Here is a 21,233-nt window from a genome sequence, read left to right as displayed (position 1 = left end):
TAAGTATATTTGGCCTCTCATAAAATAATAGCAGAATGATTACAGCAGTATCAACCTCCCGTGCAGAAGTAATAAAATGGATGGAAGATTTCGTTAATGAAAAGATGTCCGAGTTTCTGAAGACGGTAGAAGACAGCTGGCAGCCCGCTGATCTTTTGCCTGATGCGACTCTGGATAACTTTTTCGACGAGTTAAAAGACTTACGTGAGCGTGCTCGTGATCTTAGCTATGATTTACTAGCTGTGTTGGTTGGTGATACCATCACTGAAGAAGCTTTGCCAACCTATGAGAGTTGGTTGATGACAATCGATGGTCTGCCGCAGGATCCTAATGGCCCGTGGATGCGCTGGAACCGTGCCTGGACTGCTGAGGAAAACCGACATGGCGATGCACTAAACCGTTACTTATACCTGAGTGGCCGAATCAATATGCGTGAAATGGAAGCTTCTACGCAATATCTTATCGCAGACGGCTTCGATCTACAGACAGATAATGACCCTTACAGGGCATTCGTTTATACTAGCTTTCAGGAAACAGCTACTAATATTTCACACCGCCGTGTAGCACAGATTGCAAAGAAGCAAGGGGATAACATGCTGGCAAAATTATGCGGCCATGTAGCTGCCGATGAGGCACGTCACGCTAAAGCATACAAAGCTTTTGTAGGTAAAATATTCGAAGCAGACCCGAGTGAGATGATGCTTGCCTTCGAAGACATGATGCGCAAGAAGATCGTAATGCCGGCTCATTACATGAGAGAGCTTGGCGTTGACCTTGGTAAAACTTTTGGGCATTTTACAGATGCTGCGCAGCGTATCAATGTATATACTTCCTCTGATTATACAGACATTCTGGATGGTTTGATCAAGGAGTGGAGAATAGAGGCTTTAACCGGCTTAAATGAAGCCGGTGAGCGTGCCCGTGATTATGTTGTGGCTTTACCTGCCCGTTTAAAACGTGTAGCAGATAGAATGAAAGTACCTTCCCTGGAATACAAGTTCCGTTGGATAGACTAGTAATAACCTATCATATAGTTAAAGGCTGACTTTTGTCAGCCTTTTTCATTCTACCCTCACACCTTTTCCAAAAGCTATATAAAATCTTACTTCCTTAGCTGCTTCTTTGGGATCTGGATAACTCCACGCAGCATCCAAAATAACCTCCCCGTTTACCTGCACATGGTAGTAAGTGGCTTCTCCCATCGAGGATGAGGTCGTGTGAGTACGGCTTTCCTCTAAATAATCTTTATTTACATTTTTAGGCGGGAAGTAATGGTTCCCTTCAATCTCAATGGTTTGGTCGCTATCAGCAATCACTACATTGTTCCATATCGCTTTCATAGTTTTTTCGTTTTATTATATAGAATGTGAGTAGTTGGTTCTACTTTAACACCGGTTCTTAAGTTATAGTATTTGTAAAAATATGAAGCATGTACCAGTAATATCGCTTCCTGCAGAACAATGAACCTCCTGTTCCTGTTGTAAACAATAAACTCCTTTTACCATGTCGATAGGCTATAGATTCACAGAGTACATACCTCCACAAGATGATAAACCCGGATTTGATTCGCTGCTGAAAATATTCATGCAGTTGGTAACAATTACTTCCGGAGATGTAGGGGAGGCGCTCAACTGGCTTAGCTCCCTTGATAAGCAGTATAACCTGACCGGGGATGAATACGGCATCGGGGACTTTATAGAAGACCTTAAAAAGAAGGGCTATCTGGATGAGAATCCACAACAGCAGGGGAGCTTTCAACTTACCGCAAAGAGTGAGCAGGGCATCCGGAAAAGTGCGCTGGAGGAAATCTTCGGGAAGCTTAAGAAAGGCGGCAAAGGCAGCCACGCCACACCACATACCGGCATCGGCGATGAAGCCAGTACGGATCGCCGGGAGTACCGTTTTGGAGATGCCCTGGAGCAGATTTCCATGACCGAATCTATACGAAATGCCCAGGTCAATCATGGTATCGGAGATTTGCGGCTAACGGAGCAGGATCTGGAGGTAACAGAAACAGAGCATAAAACCCAATCCTCTACTGTGCTGATGATCGATATCTCCCACTCCATGATCTTGTATGGGGAAGACCGTATTACGCCCGCTAAAAAGGTGGCCATGGCCCTGGCTGAACTTATAAAGCAGAAATACCCTAAGGACACCCTCGATATACTTGTTTTTGGGAATGATGCCTGGCAAATAGAGGTAAAGGACCTGCCTTACCTGGAGGTAGGTCCTTATCATACCAATACGGTTGCCGGTCTTGAATTAGCCTTGGATATCCTGCGGAAGCGGAAGACGCCGAATAAGCAGATCTTTATGATTACAGACGGAAAGCCCACCTGCCTGAAGGAGGGGCTTCGGTATTACAAGAATAGCTTTGGGCTTGATCGTAAGGTTGTGAACAAAACATTGAACCTGGCAGCGCAATGTCGCCGGCTCAGGATTCCTATCACCACCTTTATGATTGCTTCCGACCCTTACCTGCAGGCCTTCGTAGATGAGTTTACGAAGGTGAATAACGGGCAGGCCTACTACAGCAGCTTAAAAGGACTGGGGCACCTCGTATTCCGCGACTATGGCCGCAACCGAAAGAAGAGCTTCTAACGGTTGGTTGTTGAAAGTTAAATTCTGACGCACCTATTGTTGCTTATTCCTTCTGACTTTTGTTGTTAACGCTCAGGCGTTTTGCGATAAACTGAAGGAAAAGAGCCGAGGCAAACAACAGATAAGACAGATTGGAGCTAATCAAATGAGAAATTCTTAAGATCAGTCCTCCAACAGCAATCAGAACAGAAAGACTCATTAATAAAGTATATAGGGATGGCTTTTTCATAGGTTCAATATACATGTTTAGTATAGCAGAACTATTATTTAACATCCATTAATAAATAATCAGTAGTAAATGAGATACCGAGACATTCCAGCAGAGAAGTTATTACAGATAAAAACACTTGGCCAACTGAAGGCGGCAGGATATGAACCACAGTCAGTAAGGCATGAGCTACGGCATAACCTGATCAGAAAGCTACAGGAAAAGAAAGAGATTTTTCCGGGCATCTGGGGGTATGAGGAGACAGTAATACCGGATATGCAACGGGCTATCCTTTCTATGCACCACATCAACTTGCTGGGTCTCCGTGGTCAGGCAAAGACACGTATTGCCCGGCAGATGATCGACTTGCTGGATGAGTATATACCTGTTGTGCATGGCTCTGAATTGAACGATGATCCGCTGCAGCCACTTTCACGCTATTCCAAGGACATGGTGCATGATCATGGTGACGATACTCCCATTGATTGGCTGCACAGGTCTGAAAGGTATACTGAAAAACTAGCTACACCTGATGTTTCTGTAGCCGATTTGATTGGTGATGCAGATCCTATTAAGGCGGCCACTTTAAAGCTCCCATATTCTGATGAGCGGGTAATACACTTTGGACTTATTCCACGTTCGCACCGCGGCATTTTTGTGATTAATGAGTTACCCGATTTACAGGCGCGTATACAAGTTGCGCTTTTTAATATTTTGCAGGAAGGAGACATACAGATACGCGGCTTTAAGGTAAGGCTACCACTTGACATCCAGTTTGTCTTTACGGCCAATCCGGAGGATTACACCAACAGGGGTTCCATTGTTACGCCGCTCAAAGATCGGATAGACTCTCAAATCATCACGCACTACCCTAAAACAATTGAGACAGGTAAAAAAATCACAAGGCAGGAAGCACGTATCAAAGTGGAGCAGGGAGAGTTGGTACAGACGAACGATATCATAGGAGATTTGATAGAGCAGGTAGCTTTTGAGGCCCGTGAAAGCGAGTATGTAGACGCCAAGAGTGGTGTATCAGCGCGTTTAACTATCTCTGCCTATGAAAACCTGCTAAGTGCGGCAGAGAGGCGCGCCCTGATGAATGGTGAATCTTCTACCTATATCCGTGTGTCTGACTTTCTGAATACGATACCATCCGTTACAGGTAAGGTAGAGCTGGTTTATGAAGGAGAGCAGGAGGGGGCTGGCCATGTGGCACAGGTGCTGATGGGCAAGGCAATACGAACACAGTTCCTGAAGTACTTTACCGATCCTGATAAAGCCAAAAAAGCAAAAGATGGTAATCCATATAAGAAGATTACCGACTGGTTTGGCGATGGTAATACATTGGATATACTCCATGATGCTTCGGATGAGGAATATAAGAAGGGGCTAGAGAAGGTGCCGGGGCTGCAGCAACTTGTAGAGAAATTTAAGGCGGATGCCAAAGGAAAAGAAAAGCTGTTTATGATGGAGTTCGCACTTCATGGCCTGGCTGAACATAGTCAGCTCAGCAAGAACCGCCTCAGCACCGGTCTTCAGTTCAAAGACCTTCTTAGCGGCATGTTTACCATGCCAACCTTTGGTGAAGAAGATGAGGACGAAGATGATTTTTAGAACATCGAGTTATATAGTATGAAAAAGGAAAAGGAGGCGCATTTTTTAGCCTCCTTTTTCATGTTTCATGTTTCCTGTTTTACATAGCGGTTTGCCTGTCCAGGTACCCATCTAATAGCGTTGATTGCCGGTAGTTGTCAACAACTATTTATCTCCCATGTAACTGGCACCAATCTGTTCTGCAGTAACCAAAGGTTGATAAATAAAGTAGTTTGGTGATATGGGATATGTCTCTATTTGGCCAATTCTTGTTTTGGCGTTCATCCACTTCTTTGGGAGCAGACTTCGTTTTCTGGCGGGAATCCCGCGTAGTACGTGGCTTTCTGGAGCAAGTGGGGTTTCAGTAGCTTACGTGTTCATCCACCTTTTTCCTGAACTGCATCAGGGGCAGATGCATATGGAGGAGAATGTCGTGTGGGCTGAGAAGTTCCTTGAGCATCATGTTTATTTGGTAGCACTTATTGGAATGTCTGTTTTCTATGGTCTGGAACGCTCAGTAGTATCAGCAAAGCGTAAGCAGATCAAAAGAGATCAAGGGGAGAGCAAATCTCCAAAAGGAGTTTTCTGGCTACACATTGGCTCATTCGCACTATACAATGCCCTGATTGGGTACATCCTGTTCCAACGGGAAGAAGAACCTACACAAACTGTTATTCTTTTTACCATCGCGATGGCGCTTCACTTTCTGGTAAATGATTTTGGTATGCTGGAGCATCACCGGGGGAACTATAAGAAGTATGGCAGGTGGGTACTGGTGCTGGCTTTAATTATTGGCTGGACAGTGGGTTATGTAAAAGAAGTGTCAGAAACGATTGTAGTGATTTTAACTGCTTTTATCGGGGGAGGTGTTATTCTGAATGTACTTAAAGAAGAGCTACCCGAGGAGCGCGAAAGCCGTTATTGGGCCTTCGTGCTCGGGGCGTTGCTATATGCTATACTGCTGTTGTCTCTCTAGGCGGGTGCAGCTGGCCTTCTGTTCTTGCCACCATCATAGCTACAGTGGCATCCCCGGTAACGTTCACAGTAGTTCTAAGCATGTCCAGAATACGATCCGGAGCAAGTATCAGTGCAATCCCTTCTACCGGAATACCTGCCTGCTGTAATACGATAACCAACATGATGGTACCGGCACCCGGAACGGCTGCTGCTCCAATAGAGGCAAGCGTAGCTGTCATGACAATACCTATTTGAGCCATAATATCCAGGTTTATGCCATAGGCTTGTGCGATGAACACGGCTGCCACTGCCTGGTAAAGGCTGGTGCCATCCATGTTGATGGTAGCTCCTAACGGCAGTACAAAGCTGGTAATCTCTTTATTAATCCCCAGATTTTGCTCACAGCGCTCCATGGTTACAGGCAATGTGGCGGCACTGGAAGAAGTAGAAAAAGCCAGCATCTGTGCCGGGAATATTCCTTCGAAAAAGGATTTGTAACGGGTCTTCCCTACAGTGGTCACTAAAGTTGGGTAAACGACAAAGATCATCAGGGCAAGTCCTGCTATTACCACCAGGCAGTAGTAACCTAGCACCAACAAAAGTTCGACGGCTGACCCTGGATCTTCACCGGCAAACTCCACCACTAGTCCGGCAAGTAAAGCGAAAACACCATAAGGAGCTGTTTTCATGATAAGATCCACAATCTTCAGAATAACAAGGTTCACCCCCTCAAAGAAGTCATTCACAGGAGCTGCCTTGTCGGGAGGAATCATGATAAGGGCGATGCCGAAAAGCAGGGCAAAAAAGATAACCTGCAGCATAGCACCATTATTAGTCAGGGCACCGAATATGTTGCTTGGCACGATATCTATCAAGGGCTGAAGCGGACCCTGCCCTTCTACAGCGGCGGCATCAGTGGATTTTTGGGTGGTGGTAGAGGCAAACTGTTCCTTGAATTCCTCACGCTTCTCGGGTGAGAACGCTTTTCCGGGTTGAAAGACATTTACTAACACTAAGCCCATGACGACGGCTACAACAGTTGTCATCAGGTAAATACCTATGGTCTTAGACCCAATCCGGGAAAGTCTGCTTACATCGCTAAGGCTAGAAACACCTGTGATAAGCGAAACCAGTACCAGCGGTACCGCGATAAGTTTAAGCAGGTTTATAAAGATAGTACCAAAAGGCTTAATCCAATCCGTGGTAAATTCAACGAGGCCCAGAGAGCTGGCAAGTATTCCCCATAGCACACCCAGAGTCATGCCGATTAAGATCTGCCAGTGTAAAGCGAGTTTCTTCATATTGCACTTGAATGGAGTCCGGCACTAAGGCTGGTACCCGATTTAGTAAAGTATAATTATGGTTATACAGAGCCAGGTACTTAATAAAGCCGGGACAGGCAATGAAGATATTTCCCTGTAAGCACCGAACAGCCCTTAGGTAAAGCTACACATAAATACTCAGTCAGGAGAATTATTGTTAGAAAGATACCGCTTAACCAGCTAAAAGTACAGCAGTAAATACGGATATGGCACAAAAAAAGCCGCTACAGGAGCGGCTTTTTGTACGATGAAAAGTGAAGAACTATTCTTCGTTCACCACAATCTTTTCGATTTTATCGTTAGCCTTTATCTGGTCAATCACATCCTGACCTTCCACCACCTTACCGAAGCATGTATGGTTGCGATCTAAGTGTGCCGTGTTTTTGCGACTGTGGCAGACAAAGAATTGTGATCCGCCGGTATTGCGGCCAGCATGTGCCATGCTAAGTACGCCACGGTCATGATACTGGTTTTCGCCTGTTAACTCGCAATCAATTTTATAGCCAGGGCCACCTGTTCCAGGTACGCCTTTAGCGCCTTCACGTGAGTTAGGGCAGCCACCCTGAATCACGAAATCAGGAATAACACGATGGAAAGTAAGGCCGTCGTAGAAGCCTTTCTTAGCAAGATCTATAAAGTTTTGTACTGTTTTAGGAGCGTCTTTTTCATAAAACTCAACTTTCATTACGCCCTTGCCAGTATGGATTTCTGCGGTTTTCATAATTTCTATTTCTTAATCTGTAAAACAATGTATTACAACAAAAGTACACAATTTATAGTTTAAGAAGTCTATAAGCCATCCAATTAGGATGAATAAATAAGGCGATAAATACAATATAATAATCATGAAAGAAACAAAATTATTTGGATTAGGAATTTCCATATTTTGCAGCACAATGCTCTTTAGTTGTGGGAATAATGAGGAAAGGATGGAAAATCCTATGCAAGAGGAAACAAGACCGAACCCAGGGGCGCAGGTGGAGGCAAAGATGGCCAACCCGACTACTCCCGGCCGCATAGCAGGAGGTGGAGAGGCTGAGGGTGGCACTGAAGAAGTGGAATTAACAATGACGGACCCTGATGTAGGCGGCCATGAAATGATGCCGTCGCAGTTGATTGTAGAAAATATTACTTCTGCTCCTACACTTACAACGCTGGCGGCTGCTTTACGAAAAGCGGAACTGGTAAGGGCTTTAAGTGCAACCGGCCCATATACTGTCTTTGCACCCACCAATAAGGCCTTCGAAGGCTTACCCGAGGGTATTGTTGAGGACCTTATGAAAGAAGAGAACGAAAAGAAACTCGTTGAGATCCTTAACAATCATGTGGTGGCAGGCAGGCTGACTGCAGAGGAGTTGCGGGATGGCACCATGCTTAAAACGGTAGGCGGTGAGCAACTAAAAGTTACAAAGCGCAATAATAAAATCATGATCAATGGCGCTGAAGTAATAATAGCCAATGCGCAGAGCGAGAATGGAGTTATCCATATCGTAGACAAAGTACTGATGCCTGAAAGGAAGTAACGGTAAAAGGAATTTAAACTTGTGGTAATAAAAAGGGCGGCTGTAAAACAACAGCCGCCCTTTTTATTTAGCTTTAAAAAGGGTTTGTGGCCCAAACGGCAAGCTCAGGTATAAAGCCCCGATCATCTATTTCCAGCGCGCCCTTTATTGCCCATGCTATTTCCTCTCCCCGGAGTTTATTCGGTTGCGAATCACGTTCTTCGCGATCTGGTTTTCCAAAAGCGGTTGTAACCTCGCTAGGGTTTATCAGCGTTACCCGCACATTGTGCTTCCGGAGCTCTTTCTGCCAGCTCTGGGTCATGCTTCTGATAGCTGCCTTTGAGGATGCATACACAGATCCTCCCTCATAGCCATTTGTTGCTGCAGTAGAGCCAATGTTGATAATGTTGCCGTAGTTCTGTTTCTTGAAAATTTTGGCAGCCTGTGCCGCCATCATGGCTGCTCCAAACACATTTACCCGGTAAACCTTTTCAAAATCTTCTACCGTTAGCTCTTCCACTCTTTTGGATAAGCCAATACCAGCGTTGTTGATGAGTACATCTAGCCTGCCATACTCATTCATAAATTCTTTAATGGTACGCTTTACATCCTCTGGGTTTGCAACGTCTGCTGCTATAGGCAGGGCACCCAGTTCACGGGCGGCTTTGTGCGTTCTTTTTTCATCGCGCCCTGTTATAGCCACATTTGCTCCCTTTTCGATAAGAAGTTTTGCTGTGGCATGGCCAATGCCTAAAGTGCCCCCGGTGATCAGAATATTTGCATTATTGATTTTCATAGTAGTAATAGGTTTGAGTGTCAGGTTTCTATAACGGAGGGAGAGGGGAATAGTTAGTTGCCCGCTTAAGGATAAGCAGTAAAAACTCAACTCACTTTTAGCAACTTATTTCCGGTTATCGCCGCCGTGCAGCATGCTAAGGTAGCTTTCGTAGCGGGTGAGGGAGATTTCATTGTGACGTACTGCCTCAATTACAGCACAACCTGGTTCATTGAAGTGGGTGCAGTTATTGAAGCGGCACTGGTTGAGCCGCTCGCGCATTTCAGGAAAGTAATGACTAAGCTCTGTCGCTGGAATGTCTACGATACCTAGTTCTTTGATTCCTGGAGTATCAATGATGTAAGTTTCCTTATCAACTTCGAACATCTCAGCAAAAGTAGTGGTATGCACGCCTTTGTCGGAGAAATCAGAAATTTCGGAGGTCTTCAGTTCCAAATCCGGAACAATTATATTGATGAGCGTGGATTTACCTACACCGGAATGCCCGGAAAGGAGGGTGGTTTTACCATGTAACAGAGCTTTAATCTCCTCGATGCCCTCATTGGTCTTAGCTGATACCGTTAAGCTTGGATAGCCGATTTGCTCATACATATGGCTGATCTGGCGTTGGTAATTGCGGATATCTTCGTCATAGAGATCTGTTTTGTTGAATATAAGCACAGCAGGAATATCATACGCCTCGGCTGTAACCAGGAAGCGGTCAATGAACCCGAAAGATGTTCGTGGTGATACCAGCGTTACAATAAGCAGGGCCTGATCGAGGTTGGCGGCTATAATGTGAGAGTAGGCCGTTTTGTGGGTGCTTTGGCGGATAATGTAGTTCTGGCGATCCTCAATTGTATGAATGACCGCAGTATCCTCCCCTGTTGTTTCCACCTCAAACTCCACGCGGTCACCTACGGCAAGAGGGTTGCTCACTTTCATTCCCTTTATCTTAAATTTGCCACGCAGGCGTGCCCTGTGCAATTTTCCCTCTTCATCGCGCACCAGGTACCATGATCCTGTTGATTTAACTACTACTCCTTTCATTTATTCTTTTTCAGCAGCTGCTTTACATCAGCTATAATTTTAGCTGTAGCGCCAGCCTGCTTTTGTACGTATTCTTTTTCCTTGTCGGTTATACTCTGGCGAAGTCCGGGTGTTGTGTGTATCCGTTCAACAACCTGCAGGAGCTCTTCGGCGCTGCTTACCGGGAAAGCACAGCCCAATGCAACCAAATCCTTTGCTTCCTGAAATTTATCGTACTTCGGGCCGAAGAAAAGCGGCAATCCGAAAACAGCAGCCTCCAACGTATTATGCAAGCCTTTACCAAAGGCACCGCCAATGTAGGCATAGGTCCCGTAGCTATAGAGTGAAGAAAGCATGCCAATGTTATCGATTACCAGCACGCTGTATTTCATAGCATCAGCTTCAGTAGCTTTTGAGAAGCGAACAGCATCATTGTCCAGTAATTTCATCAGCGCATCTATACTTGCCTCATTTACCTCGTGTGGTGCAATGATGAATTTTAAACCTCCTTTATACTTTTGGATCAATGGCAAGAGTGCTTCTACATCAGCAGGCCAGCTACTACCTATCATAAACACCTTCTGCTTGTTGGCAAAGGCCTCTACCAAAGGGATTGTCTTTGCTGATGCAGCAGTTTGCAATACCCTGTCGAAACGTGTGTCGCCGGCAATGCTTGCATTCTTAATACTTATGCTTTGCAGTAGCTCCAGGGAGTGTTGGTTCTGGGTATAGATGTGTGTGAAGCGGCGTAGAATGTTGCGGTAGAACTCGCCATAGCCTTTGAAGAACACCTGCTCCTGCCGGAAAATAGCCGAAACCGAAAGCACGGGTATACTTCTGTGCTGCAGCTCCTGGAGGTAATAGTGCCAGAATTCATACTTCACGAATACCGCCAGCGCTGGGTTAGTGATGTTTAGAAAGTGCCTGGCGTTGGCGGCGCTATCCAGGGGCAGGTAGAAAATGTAATCTGCCCCCGCATAATTCTTACGCACTTCGTAGCCGGAAGGGGAGAAGAAGGTAAGCAGAATCTTATAATCTGATAACTCCTCCCGAAGAGCCTCCATCAATGGGCGTCCCTGCTCAAACTCGCCCAGCGAAGCACAGTGAAACCATACTACCGGTGCTGTATTGCCTTGGAACGCTTGTTGTAACTTTTCGAATTGCCCTGCCCGCCCTTGCCGCATTAGCTTAGCCTTTTCATTAAAAGGCCCGGCCAGTGCAATGGCGGCTTCGTAGGCTTTCAATCCGATATTGTAGAATAACTTCAAATTTACCTTTTGCTATTTGCCCAGTATCAGGGATTTGTTCTTTGCTGCAAATATAGGGGATTACAGAGGGATAGTCTGTAAGGGAGATACAATTTGTAGGTGAATGGATAGTAACAAACGTAGTAGGTTCGTGATTAACAGCTTGCGCAGTTATGGTTATCAGTTTTTTAGGAGGGTAAAATTAGTTGTTGTGCTTATGCAGTAGTTAAGTATATCTTGAATAGCGCTTCAAGAAAGCGCACTTACTTTAGCTCAATAATTATATAGCTATTTTATTGGTGCTGTAAGTGTCAAAGGAACAAGTTTTTAGCCTTGTTTTTTCATGTTTGTAAGCGAAGATGCCACAGCCATTTCTTAACAATAAATTAATCTTCACCCAATAAACTTCTAACCTCAGTTACGGTTATGATTTTGGTGCTCTCTGTGTAGGGCGAGGGTCAACGGAAAGAGGCTAACCTCTTTTGCTAACTGTTATGTTATGGTCCGGTTTTGTGTCTTTGCGTGCTTTTTCATTGCTACTTCATGCGCATGGGCACAAAGTAGCAGCACAGGCAGTTGGTACATCTACATTGGCAGCCAGCATTTAAGCAAAAAGTGGAACTGGCATAACGAGGTACAGTATCGTAACTACAATGCAGTTGGTGACCTGGAGCAGCTCCTGCTCAGAACAGGATTAGGTTATAATCTCACACCCGGAAATAACAACCTGCTGCTGGGCTATGCCTATATCTTTTCTGAGCCTTATGTTTCCGGCACAGACTTAAAACGGAGTGTTTCAGAACACCGTATTTTCCAGCAGTTTATCACCCGACAGCAGTTTAGCCGCTTCTATCTGCAGCACCGGTACCGCTTTGAGCAGCGGTTTATAGAGGATACAGACTTTAAAATGCGGTACAGGTATTTTCTGTCTGTAAACCTGCCCCTCACAAACAGAGAAATGGTGCCAAAAACTATTTATCTGTCTGCCTACAATGAAATCTTTATCAATAATACCTCTCCCCACTACGATAGAAACCGCTTGTACGGAGCCTTGGGCTACACCATTAACAAGTACTTGAGAGCGGAAATCGGCTTTATGTCGCAAGCACTTGAAAACAGGCACCGGGAACAGGTGCAGGTTGTACTATTCAACAACGTTCCATTTCTTAAAGACTGAAACCATGAAAAAGCCAGTTATGATTTACGCAGTCGTTTGTAGCTGTTGCCTGCTACTTGTCTCATGCAAAACAACAAACGAAAGAGAGGGCGAGTATTCGGCCCAACGTGTTAATGAAACAAGCCAGCAGCAGGGGTTGATTGAGAAGGTGTTAACAGCTGAAGAACAAGCTGCCCTTACGCCAGATGAAGTGCTTCAGGGCTTTAAAGAAGGTAACGAACGGTTTCGTAAGAATGATTTAACCAGGCGCAATCACTCTGCACAGGTCAGGGCCAGTGCCTTAGGGCAATATCCTAAAGCCGTAGTGTTATCTTGCCTTGACAGTAGAATACCTGTAGAAGATGTTTTCGACAAAGGAATAGGCGATGTGTTTGTGGCGCGCGTAGCCGGTAACTTTGTTAACGAAGATATTTTAGGCAGCATGGAATTTGGCTGTAAGGTAGCCGGCTCTAAATTGATAGTGGTAATGGGCCATGAAAGCTGTGGTGCTGTAAAAGCGGCTATAGACGATGTTGAGTTGGGAAACATAACAGCTATGCTGCAGAATATTCGTCCGGCGGTGCAGATGGCACAGGATTATAGCGGAGAGAAAACAACTAAAAATAATGAGTTTGTAACGCATGTTTCTAAGGCTAACGTCAGAAACACAGTGGAAAACATAAAACAGCGAAGCCCCATATTAAAAGAAATGGCTGACAAGAATGAAATAAAAATTGTTGGCGCTTTTTATGACATGGAAACAGGAGTGGTAGAGTTCATAGAATAGAAGTTGCCCGGTTAAACTAACTAAGCTACTTTTGTCTCAATAGAGACATTCACGTAGTCTTACAGGCGTAACCAATGAGCAGCACTATCAGACCTATTCAGGAAGCAGACAACGAGGAACTGGCAAATCTTATCCGGCAGGTTTTTCGGGAGTTTAAAATAGATAAGCCAGGAACAGTTTATACTGACCCTACCACAGATGCTTTATACCAGTTGTTCCAGCATCCTGCAAGTGCATATTTTGTTGCCGAGGAAGATGGTGTTATGATAGGAGGTTGTGGAGTATACCCGACAGAGGGTTTGCCCGAAGGCTGTGCAGAGTTGGTGAAATTTTATCTGTCTGCCGATGCCAGGGGCAAGGGAATCGGCAATCAACTGATGCAAAAAAGCATAGAGGTAGCCAGAAAGCTTGGCTATAAACAACTGTACCTGGAGTCGTTCCCGGAGCTGGCAAGAGCCGTATCCATGTATGAGAAAGCTGGGTTTAAGCCATTGCCGCATGCGCTTGGAAATTCAGGGCATTATGCCTGCACCATCTGGATGCTGAAAGAACTTTAGAGTTTTGTGGTGCAGGTAGTTGAAACAAAGATTCTGACGCAAAGGCAAAAAGAAGGTATTCTTAAGCTGTGGAACAGGGAGTATCCTCTTGATTTGGTATACGCAGATATGAGCGAGTTTGAAGCTTATCTACAGAAGCTCGAAGAGGCACATCATTATCTGGTAGTTGATGCCGAACAGGCTGTAATGGGATGGCTAGCGTGTTTTACCCGCGATAAAGAAAGGTGGTTTGCCATGATCATGGATTCAAAAATACAAGGAAAAGGGGTCGGCTGTGGCCTGCTCAGCTTAGCCAAGAAGTTAGAAAAAGAGTTGAACGGATGGGTGATTGACAAACCGGCCTATAAAAAGAGCAGCGGCGAAAACTATACTTCTCCAATTGGTTTCTATATAAAGAACTGTTTTGAAGTAATTGCAGATACACGGCTGGAGACAAACATAATCTCTGCAGTGAAAATCAGGTGGAGGAAGGAACCAACAGTATTTTTCGGAAATGAGCACGCAACAGGCATATAACAGTTGGGCATCTCAGTATGATACCAACAAGAACAGAACGCGAGACTTGGAGGGACAAGCGCTTAGAACAGTTTTAGCTGATGTTCCTTTTTTAAATTGTCTTGAGATAGGCTGCGGCACCGGAAAAAATACAGCGTGGCTGGAGCAGAAAGCGGTACATGTAACGGCAGTAGACCTTTCGGAGGAGATGCTGGAGCGTGCAAAGGAGAAGGTAAATGTGGAGAAAGTTACGTTTGTACAAGCTGATATAACCCAGGAGTGGTATTTTGTAACGCAGCCCTATGACCTGGTGAGCTTTAGCCTGGTGCTGGAGCATATTGAGCAACTGGGGCCTGTTTTTAGTAATGTGGCTAAGGCACTTAAAGCAGGAGGGTATGTTTACATCGGAGAACTGCACCCTTTCAAGCAATACCTGGGTACCAAGGCAAGATTTGATACAGAAGAGGGCAGGCAGGAAGTGGAGTGTTATACCCATCATGTCTCAGATTTTGTGCGGTCCGGCAGGCAGCACGGCCTTAAACTGGTAGATTTGGATGAGCATTTTGATGATAATGACCGATCAGGTGTACCACGCATCCTGACCATACTTTTGCAGAAACTTTAGTGCTATTTAGGTATCCAAATAAAAACGCCCCGACCAGAGCCGGGGCGTTTTCTATTCAAAAGCTGATATAGCTTAGTGATTTGCAAGGTAACTGGAAACACCTTCTTTTGTTGCTTGCATGCCTTCCTTACCTTCAGACCAGTTTGCAGGGCAAACCTCGCCTTTTTCCTCAAAGTACTGCAGGGCATCAATCATACGAAGTGCCTCATCAACAGAGCGGCCAAGTGGCATGTCGTTTACAACCTGGTGGCGAACTACACCCTCTTTGTCAATCAGGAAAAGACCTCGGTAAGCAACTGGGTCACCTACAAAAATCATTTCACCTTCCTCGTTGTAGTCGTAATGACCAGCAAGTACATCGTAGTTCGTAGCGATTGTTTTAGTTGCATCAGCTACAAGTGGGTAGTTTACGCCTTCGATACCACCTTGATCCTTCGGAGTGTTCAGCCACGCGAAGTGAGAGAAATGTGTGTCAGTAGAGCAACCAACCACAGCTACATTTTTGCGCTCAAACTCCTCCATTCTTTCCTGGAAAGCAATGATCTCTGTAGGACATACAAAAGTGAAGTCCATCGGATAGAAATAAAATAGTACATATTTCTTACCCAGGTACTGCTCCAATGAGAAGTTTTCTACAAACTCACCGTTTTCTACGGCTGTCGCTTTAAAAGATGGTGCTTTTTTACCAACTAATACTGCCATTTTATCTAGTTTAAAGTTTAAAATCTATTTAATTAATCTTGAAATACTTATTTGTTTATCTGGTTCCACTTTTTTACCCGTCAGCTGCACCGAAAAGCTTTTAATCTCGAAGTTCTCCACCCTGCGTTTTTTAAAGTAATCAGTTAGAAGTTGCTCCAATTCAGTGTCTTCATAATCAATCACCTCACGTGTGTTGCTGCAGTAGATGTGGCTATGTGCGGTTATATTGGCATCATAGCGCTTTCCGCCTTCTTCAGTAAGTACTCTCCTGATAAGTTCTGCATCTACAAAGCTGTCTAGTGTTTTGTAAACTGTGCCAAGTGATATGCTCGGGTTTTCCGGCTTCAGGTGCAGGTGTACTTCTTCAGCGGTCGGGTGGTGGCTGTGCAGCAGCGTAAGTGCCTCATACACTACAATGCGCTGGTGGGTAGCTTTAAGGCCACTTTCCACAATTAGCTCTCGTAATGTATGTCGTTCTACTTGCTGCATGCCAGTTGTTAATAAAATTTCTTATTTAGGAAATTTTACTGCAAAGGTAGTGCATACTTATTGCGGGTGCAAGTTTGGCTGCTTTTAAATAGCTAAATGTAGGGCAGGAGGATGTATAGCCAACCTTAGCGTAAGGAATAAAAAGGGAGGAGGTCCTGGTAGCTACCAGGACCTCCTCCCTTTTTACAAATTATCTGCCTTTAAATTCCGGCTTTCGTTTTTCCACAAAAGCGTTCATGCCTTCTGTTTGGTCTTCGGAGGCAAAGCAGAGATAAAAGTTCTTTCGCTCGAAGTGCAGGCCTTCATCCAGTTGTGTTTCAAAGGCTCGGTTAACAGACTCTTTAGCCAGTCTGGCAGCAACCGGAGACATCTGCGCTATCTCAGTCGCAAGCCTGAAGGCTTCGTCAAGGTATAGTTCCACGGGTACCACGCGGTTGATAAGGCCGTGCTTTTCCGCTTCTTCAGCGGTCATGAACTTGCCTGTGAGAACCATTTCCATAGCTTTGGCTTTTCCGATGGCTTTGGTAAGGCGTTGTGTACCACCTGCACCTGGCATCACGCCTATCTTTATCTCCGGCTGGCCAAACATGGCTGTTTCAGAAGCTACTATCATGTCACAGGTCATGGCAAGTTCGCACCCGCCACCCAAAGCAAAACCAGATACGGCAGCGATGATAGGTTTTTTGGTTTTGCGAATCTGATCCCAGGTTGAGAACTGATCTATATTCAGCATATCAATAGCCGTTTTACCTGCCATCTGCTTTATATCAGCACCAGCTGCAAAGGCGCGGGCATTTCCTGTAATAATAATTGTCCGCACCTCTTCATTCTCATCCAACTCCTTTAAAGCATCGCGTAGCTCGCCCATCAGCTGCAGGTTCAGGGCGTTCAGCTCTTTAGGTCTGTTTAGTTGTATAAGCGCTACGTGTGGTTGCGCCTGGGGAGTAACAAGTATAAATTCCATAGGTTTATTTGTTCATCTGATGTTGAAGCCTCAAGTTACGGTTTTTGAGTAAGCATAAAAAAAGCCCGTCTGGTTAAGAAGGGCTTGATGATTAGATAGAGGCATTATTTGCGAGCCGGTATTTTACCAGTTTGTAAATCGGTTCATCTATCTGTAGTGTGTCATTTTCCTTTACAGTAACAGGAACTTCTACAGTAACAGGAACTTGATAATCTGTTATGTTTCTTGTACCTGCGGGTTGAGACACCTTCGAAGATTTCATCATTACACCTATAAACAGCAGAACGGATAGTACTGCTAGTTTAAAGACAAAGGTGAAGGTAAGTTTTTCAGCTGTTTGCATAGAAGGGTGGTGGTGTGTACACTAAGCTATTTTACGTATATCTAATATATAGGTTTATAAATATATAAATATTTTAATTCACCTATTGAAATAGAGATTTAGCGTTTGTAAACTACTGATTAATAAAAAATTACCTGCAAATAATTTGAAATGTATTACGGGTGCGCTGCTCCAGTAAGACTTCTTTTCCTGCTAATATATTATTTAAACTATCAGAATCATAATTTTTTATTGTAAAAAGACGAAGTCCTGTATTATAATAAATTACAAATTGATCATGGAGAGTTTGAATTAGCCGCTGAATTCGTTCCTGATTAAAATCTGTACATATAGAAAAGGAGATGGCTGAGTTTTGCATCAGGTTAATCTTAATTCTTAACTCAGATAAAGCATTAAAAATCGCTCCGAGAGATTGTTCCGAAATAAAGGTGAAATCTTTAACGCTGAAGGAAACCAGGCACTGATCTTCTTTAATAATATAAGCAGGGGCTAACTTTTCAAAACGGCAGTCGCAGATTTTAGTGCCTGCAGCAGCAGGGTCCAAAAATGATTTGACATAGAGGGGGATCTGCTTATTGGCAAGAGGCTTTATGGTTTTAGGATGAATAACGGAAGCACCATAATAGGCCATTTCTACAGTTTCCTGGTAAGAAATCTCCGGATAACGCACCGTATCTTTGAAATATTTCGGGTCCGCATTCAGTAAGCCGGCCACGTCTTTCCAGATACACATCTCTGTAGCATCCAGACAGTAAGCAAAAATGGCAGCACTGAAATCAGAACCCTCACGGCCAAGCGTAGTGGTGAAGCCATTCGTAGTGCCACCAAGAAAGCCCTGTGTTACCACCAACTGTTGCTCCAGTACAGCAGGAAGGTCTCGCTTGATGAGGCGTTCAGTCCAGTTCCAGTCTACTCTTCCTTCACGCCAGTTACTATCCGTCTGTATATACTTTCGGCTGTCGACCCAAATGTTGGGTAAGGCTTGCTCCTGCAGAAAGTAGTGGAGGATGGTGGATGAAAATATTTCTCCGAAACTTACGATCTGATCATAAGATTTATCGTAGTTAGCTCCGGGGCTTATCCTTTGCAGCTCATATTTAAGCTGCAGAAACAACTGCTCCAAACGCTCATGCACAGGGTGCGATTTCGAAGGAAACAACTCCTGAAGTACCTCCTGATGATAAGTGATAGATTGTAAGTAACTTGATTCGAAATTCTGCTGGTTGTAAGCCAGGTCAAAAATTTGTTCCAGAGCATTTGTCGTTTTGCCCATAGCCGAGACCACAAGCAGTAGTTGTTCCTTACCGCCGTATGTTCTGACGATGTGGGCAATATTTCTGAATGCCTCTGCGCTCTTCACAGATGCGCCTCCAAACTTATAAACTTTCATCCTATCTGTGCTCATGTGTCGTAAAAATATATATACTTAGTAATATTGCCTAAAATTGGTATTTTTGTAGAAGGATTAATCTTTATTTTATGAATGACAAGCTGGCCTTACCTGTAGGCACCACTCTGGACAGGTTCATCATGAGAAAACAAGAGGACTTTCCGTATGCAACCGGAGAGTTGTCGCAGCTGTTACGCGATATTGCGCTTGCAGCAAAAATTGTAAACAGAGAGATTAACCGCGCCGGCTTACTGGATGTTACCGGAGCGTACGGTAACCAGAACGTCCAGGGCGAGGACCAGCAGAAGCTGGATGTAATTGCTAACATTCGCTTTATCAGAGCGCTTCGCAACGGTGGCGAGGTATGCGCTATCATTTCCGAAGAGGAAGAAGAAATAATCCAGACCGGAAATTTAAAGGGTAAGTACATAGTGGCTATAGACCCATTGGATGGCTCTTCAAACATTGATGTTAACGTCTCTATTGGTACAATCTTTTCTATCTATAGAAGAACTTCTGAAACTGGTAGTGAGGGTACCTTGGAGGACTGCCTGCAGAATGGTACGCGCCAGGTTGCTTCAGGTTATGTGATCTATGGTTCTTCTACTATGATGGTTTATACCACAGGTCATGGAGTGAACGGTTTTACGTATGATCCGTCTTTGGGCGAATTCTTCCTTTCTCATCCTAATATTGTATCGCCACGCACGGGTAATGTCTACTCCTGCAACGAAGGTGGTATAAATGGTTTCCCGGAGGGAGTAAAGAACTACATCAACTACTGCAAAGGAAGCAATTACTCAGCGCGTTACATAGGGTCGTTAGTGGCTGATTTCCACAGAAACCTGCTGAAGGGCGGAATATACATCTATCCGTCAACAGCTAAAGCACCTAATGGTAAGCTGCGCCTGATGTATGAGTGTAATGCGCTGGCTTTTATAGTAGAGCAGGCTGGAGGGAAGGCTACAACCGGCACAAAGCGAATCATGGAATTAGAGCCCACAGAACTGCACCAGCGTTGCCCGTTGGTTATAGGCTCTACAGAAATGGTGGATAAAGTAGAGGAATTTATGCGTGCAGAAGTAGCGGTTTCATAGTAAACCGCTATCAGCCGCTATACCTTTGCCGTATTTCCGCTTTCTGCAACTCTCGTTTAATAATGAGACGTGAGATACGTTCCGCAATTATTTCCGGGTCATCTGCTATCATGGCCTCTTTCACCTGACGTTCTTCTACATCAATCCGGTAAAGAATGTGCAGCAGGCGACTCAGATCGGCCTGAAGCAGGTGTTGTATAACGCGGGCTAACTTATAATGAAGTGCTTCCAGGTTTGATGCAGGTAAATTCTCAACATCAAACAAGGTTTGTAACCGGCTGGTAGCGCTGGAGATAATTGCTGGTGGGTATTGCATGCTTCAGGAGTAAGGCAGGTATTTAATAACTATAAAAAAGAACGCCCTCCGTTGCCGGTGGGCGTTCTTTTTTGCTGTAAACCTACTTCTTCTTGTTGGCAGGTTTGGCTTTCTTTTCTGATCCAGACTCAGTTGTGGCTTCTTCTGTTTCCTTTGCCGTAGCACTTTTTTCCTTTGCAGTTTCCTCTTCCTGCTCAGTAGAGAACCCAACATGCTTATTAAGGATGAGGTACCAGCTGGCAAGCTTCTTCATGTCAGACACGTAAACACGGTCTTCATCAAAGTCTGGCAGCACATCGCTCATAAACTTTTTGTACTCCTCGTTGCTAGGCTTTTCGCTTAGCGGCAGCGTGTCGCCATACTTTTCATGTACGCGCTGAAAAACATCTGCCAAAGGTACAGTGCCTTCTTCATCGGTGGTATAAATGGAAATTTCATCCAGTAATGACATACGATGACGAGCCTGTGCTACCATGGTCTTAGGATTGTCTTCTAAGCTTTCAACAATAACACCTGTACGCGTTGGCTTTACAACCTTGTAAAGGCCTCCAAGGCCAGAAATGGCTGCAACTTGTCTTAAATCAATAGGCATAATTAAGTATAAACTGTTTTGTTATAGTTTAAACACGATTGGAATACTTCCGTTAACGCTGTATCCCGGAGCTTTAAATTTCAGAAGTTTTGCTACCCGAAGTGCTTCTTCTCCAGTACCTGCACCGGCGTTGCGCAATACTTTAAAATTAGAAGTGGAGCCATCTTCATTGATGGTAAAACCGATAATGGTTTCTCCCTGCACACGATTTCGCCTGGCAAGGGTAGGGTAAGTAAGCTCTTTATAAATGGCTTTATACATCGCCTCCTGGCCGCCTTCATAATGCTCAGCAATCGGAGGCATCTTTTCAGGCATCCATACTTTCTCTTCCTGCGCCTCTTCTTTTTTTGTTTCGCCGGTCTGTGCGGAAACTGTGAGAGCTGCGAAAGCAAATAAAATAAACAAAAATGAGAATTTAGTTTTCATACAGGTAAACAATTAATTATTTCTACTTCACTTTAGGGTGCTCCTGCAACTTCTGGT

At 44.6% G+C, this 21,233-nt stretch carries 26 protein-coding genes; 11 read left to right on the top strand and 15 right to left on the bottom strand.

Annotation, left to right across the window (positions count from 1 at the left end):
- Positions 1-35 precede the first annotated feature (35 nt).
- Positions 36-1,016: an acyl-ACP desaturase gene (locus ACFSRY_RS07525; protein WP_377504809.1), complete on the top strand. Its 981-nt coding sequence runs from the start codon at positions 36-38 to the stop codon at positions 1,014-1,016.
- 45 nt (positions 1,017-1,061) lie between these two features.
- Here ACFSRY_RS07525 and ACFSRY_RS07520 read toward each other — a convergent pair whose 3' ends face one another.
- Positions 1,062-1,340: a DUF427 domain-containing protein gene (locus tag ACFSRY_RS07520; protein ID WP_377504806.1), complete on the bottom strand. Its 279-nt coding sequence runs from the start codon at positions 1,338-1,340 to the stop codon at positions 1,062-1,064.
- Positions 1,341-1,503: 163 nt separating this feature from the next.
- On the opposite strand from ACFSRY_RS07520, the gene ACFSRY_RS07515 reads away from it, so the two are divergent.
- Entirely contained in the window at positions 1,504-2,604 is a 1,101-nt protein-coding gene (locus tag ACFSRY_RS07515) for a vWA domain-containing protein (RefSeq protein ID WP_377504803.1), read from the top strand.
- Between the two features lie 43 nt (positions 2,605-2,647).
- On the opposite strand, the gene ACFSRY_RS07510 is transcribed toward ACFSRY_RS07515, so the two are convergent.
- Positions 2,648-2,833, bottom strand: coding sequence for a hypothetical protein (locus tag ACFSRY_RS07510; RefSeq protein WP_377504800.1), 186 nt, complete (start codon positions 2,831-2,833; stop codon positions 2,648-2,650).
- Positions 2,834-2,902: 69 nt separating this feature from the next.
- On the opposite strand from ACFSRY_RS07510, the gene ACFSRY_RS07505 reads away from it, so the two are divergent.
- Together ACFSRY_RS07505 and ACFSRY_RS07500 are read left to right on the top strand one after the other, a co-directional pair.
- Positions 2,903-4,426: a sigma 54-interacting transcriptional regulator gene (locus ACFSRY_RS07505; protein WP_377504797.1), complete on the top strand. Its 1,524-nt coding sequence runs from the start codon at positions 2,903-2,905 to the stop codon at positions 4,424-4,426.
- A gap of 220 nt (positions 4,427-4,646) precedes the next feature.
- Positions 4,647-5,381: a hypothetical protein gene (locus ACFSRY_RS07500; protein ID WP_377504794.1), complete on the top strand. Its 735-nt coding sequence runs from the start codon at positions 4,647-4,649 to the stop codon at positions 5,379-5,381.
- Here the strand turns inward: ACFSRY_RS07500 and ACFSRY_RS07495 are convergent.
- Both ACFSRY_RS07495 and ACFSRY_RS07490 read right to left on the bottom strand, forming a co-directional pair.
- Positions 5,359-6,663, bottom strand: coding sequence for a dicarboxylate/amino acid:cation symporter (locus ACFSRY_RS07495; protein ID WP_377504791.1), 1,305 nt, complete (start codon positions 6,661-6,663; stop codon positions 5,359-5,361). The two genes, ACFSRY_RS07500 and ACFSRY_RS07495, sit on opposite strands and share 23 nt — an antisense overlap.
- Positions 6,664-6,946: 283 nt before the next feature.
- Positions 6,947-7,405: a peptidylprolyl isomerase gene (locus tag ACFSRY_RS07490; protein ID WP_377504788.1), complete on the bottom strand. Its 459-nt coding sequence runs from the start codon at positions 7,403-7,405 to the stop codon at positions 6,947-6,949.
- A gap of 124 nt (positions 7,406-7,529) precedes the next feature.
- Here ACFSRY_RS07490 and ACFSRY_RS07485 point away from each other — a divergent pair, with 124 nt between their 5' ends.
- The gene (locus ACFSRY_RS07485; protein ID WP_377504785.1) at positions 7,530-8,207 is read left to right on the top strand and encodes a fasciclin domain-containing protein; all 678 of its coding nucleotides are present in this window, start codon (positions 7,530-7,532) and stop codon (positions 8,205-8,207) included.
- Positions 8,208-8,280: 73 nt separating this feature from the next.
- On the opposite strand, the gene ACFSRY_RS07480 is transcribed toward ACFSRY_RS07485, so the two are convergent.
- The 3 genes from ACFSRY_RS07480 to ACFSRY_RS07470 all read right to left on the bottom strand — a co-directional run bounded on the left by ACFSRY_RS07480 (position 8,281) and on the right by ACFSRY_RS07470 (position 11,258).
- Positions 8,281-8,982, bottom strand: coding sequence for an SDR family oxidoreductase (locus ACFSRY_RS07480; protein WP_377504782.1), 702 nt, complete (start codon positions 8,980-8,982; stop codon positions 8,281-8,283).
- Between the two features lie 105 nt (positions 8,983-9,087).
- Positions 9,088-10,011 carry a ribosome small subunit-dependent GTPase A gene (gene rsgA / locus ACFSRY_RS07475; RefSeq protein ID WP_377504779.1) on the bottom strand — a complete coding sequence of 308 codons (924 nt, stop codon included), beginning with the start codon at positions 10,009-10,011 and terminating at the stop codon, positions 9,088-9,090.
- Entirely contained in the window at positions 10,008-11,258 is a 1,251-nt protein-coding gene (locus ACFSRY_RS07470; RefSeq protein WP_377504775.1) for a 3-deoxy-D-manno-octulosonic acid transferase, read from the bottom strand. Before ACFSRY_RS07470 ends, rsgA begins: the two co-directional genes overlap by 4 nt.
- A 478-nt stretch (positions 11,259-11,736) precedes the next feature.
- Here ACFSRY_RS07470 and ACFSRY_RS07465 point away from each other — a divergent pair, with 478 nt between their 5' ends.
- The 5 genes from ACFSRY_RS07465 to ACFSRY_RS07445 all read left to right on the top strand — a co-directional run bounded on the left by ACFSRY_RS07465 (position 11,737) and on the right by ACFSRY_RS07445 (position 14,857).
- Positions 11,737-12,414 (top strand): DUF2490 domain-containing protein, encoded by a 678-nt coding sequence (locus ACFSRY_RS07465; RefSeq protein ID WP_377504772.1) that lies wholly within the window; start codon positions 11,737-11,739, stop codon positions 12,412-12,414.
- A gap of 4 nt (positions 12,415-12,418) precedes the next feature.
- On the top strand, positions 12,419-13,180 hold the full coding sequence (locus ACFSRY_RS07460) for a carbonic anhydrase family protein (protein WP_377504768.1): 762 nt from the start codon (positions 12,419-12,421) through the stop codon (positions 13,178-13,180).
- A 74-nt stretch (positions 13,181-13,254) separates the two neighbouring features.
- The gene (locus ACFSRY_RS07455) at positions 13,255-13,737 is read left to right on the top strand and encodes a GNAT family N-acetyltransferase (protein ID WP_377504765.1); all 483 of its coding nucleotides are present in this window, start codon (positions 13,255-13,257) and stop codon (positions 13,735-13,737) included.
- Between the two features lie 6 nt (positions 13,738-13,743).
- Positions 13,744-14,253, top strand: a complete 510-nt coding sequence (locus tag ACFSRY_RS07450) for an N-acetyltransferase (protein ID WP_377504762.1) — start codon at positions 13,744-13,746, stop codon at positions 14,251-14,253.
- A complete protein-coding gene (locus ACFSRY_RS07445) occupies positions 14,231-14,857 on the top strand; it encodes a class I SAM-dependent DNA methyltransferase (RefSeq protein WP_377504759.1) in 627 nt (208 codons plus the stop codon). Before ACFSRY_RS07450 ends, ACFSRY_RS07445 begins: the two co-directional genes overlap by 23 nt.
- Positions 14,858-14,929: 72 nt before the next feature.
- Here ACFSRY_RS07445 and ACFSRY_RS07440 read toward each other — a convergent pair whose 3' ends face one another.
- The 5 genes from ACFSRY_RS07440 to ACFSRY_RS07420 form a co-directional block, all read right to left on the bottom strand.
- Entirely contained in the window at positions 14,930-15,559 is a 630-nt protein-coding gene (locus ACFSRY_RS07440; protein ID WP_377504756.1) for a peroxiredoxin, read from the bottom strand.
- Between the two features lie 24 nt (positions 15,560-15,583).
- Positions 15,584-16,048, bottom strand: coding sequence for a Fur family transcriptional regulator (locus ACFSRY_RS07435; RefSeq protein WP_377504753.1), 465 nt, complete (start codon positions 16,046-16,048; stop codon positions 15,584-15,586).
- Positions 16,049-16,238: 190 nt separating this feature from the next.
- Positions 16,239-17,012: an enoyl-CoA hydratase-related protein gene (locus ACFSRY_RS07430; protein WP_377504750.1), complete on the bottom strand. Its 774-nt coding sequence runs from the start codon at positions 17,010-17,012 to the stop codon at positions 16,239-16,241.
- A gap of 91 nt (positions 17,013-17,103) precedes the next feature.
- Complete coding sequence (locus tag ACFSRY_RS07425) at positions 17,104-17,355, bottom strand: hypothetical protein (protein ID WP_377504747.1); 252 nt, start codon at positions 17,353-17,355, stop codon at positions 17,104-17,106.
- A gap of 130 nt (positions 17,356-17,485) precedes the next feature.
- On the bottom strand, positions 17,486-18,745 hold the full coding sequence (locus ACFSRY_RS07420) for an aspartate kinase (protein ID WP_377504744.1): 1,260 nt from the start codon (positions 18,743-18,745) through the stop codon (positions 17,486-17,488).
- Positions 18,746-18,834: 89 nt separating this feature from the next.
- On the opposite strand from ACFSRY_RS07420, the gene fbp reads away from it, so the two are divergent.
- Positions 18,835-19,842 (top strand): class 1 fructose-bisphosphatase, encoded by a 1,008-nt coding sequence (fbp, locus tag ACFSRY_RS07415; protein WP_377504741.1) that lies wholly within the window; start codon positions 18,835-18,837, stop codon positions 19,840-19,842.
- 10 nt (positions 19,843-19,852) lie between these two features.
- On the opposite strand, the gene ACFSRY_RS07410 is transcribed toward fbp, so the two are convergent.
- The 3 genes from ACFSRY_RS07410 to ACFSRY_RS07400 all read right to left on the bottom strand — a co-directional run bounded on the left by ACFSRY_RS07410 (position 19,853) and on the right by ACFSRY_RS07400 (position 21,176).
- Complete coding sequence (locus ACFSRY_RS07410; protein ID WP_377504738.1) at positions 19,853-20,158, bottom strand: hypothetical protein; 306 nt, start codon at positions 20,156-20,158, stop codon at positions 19,853-19,855.
- Between the two features lie 82 nt (positions 20,159-20,240).
- A complete protein-coding gene (locus tag ACFSRY_RS07405; RefSeq protein ID WP_377504735.1) occupies positions 20,241-20,750 on the bottom strand; it encodes a DUF5606 family protein in 510 nt (169 codons plus the stop codon).
- Positions 20,751-20,771: 21 nt separating this feature from the next.
- Positions 20,772-21,176, bottom strand: a complete 405-nt coding sequence (locus tag ACFSRY_RS07400) for an energy transducer TonB (protein WP_377504732.1) — start codon at positions 21,174-21,176, stop codon at positions 20,772-20,774.
- Positions 21,177-21,233 lie beyond the last annotated feature (57 nt).

The sequence above is a fragment of the Pontibacter locisalis genome (genome assembly GCF_042684605.1).
Classification (GTDB): Bacteria; Bacteroidota; Bacteroidia; order Cytophagales; family Hymenobacteraceae; genus Pontibacter; species Pontibacter locisalis.
Note: the sequence above shows the minus strand (reverse complement) of the source record. Positions and strands in the feature narration are given on the sequence as shown.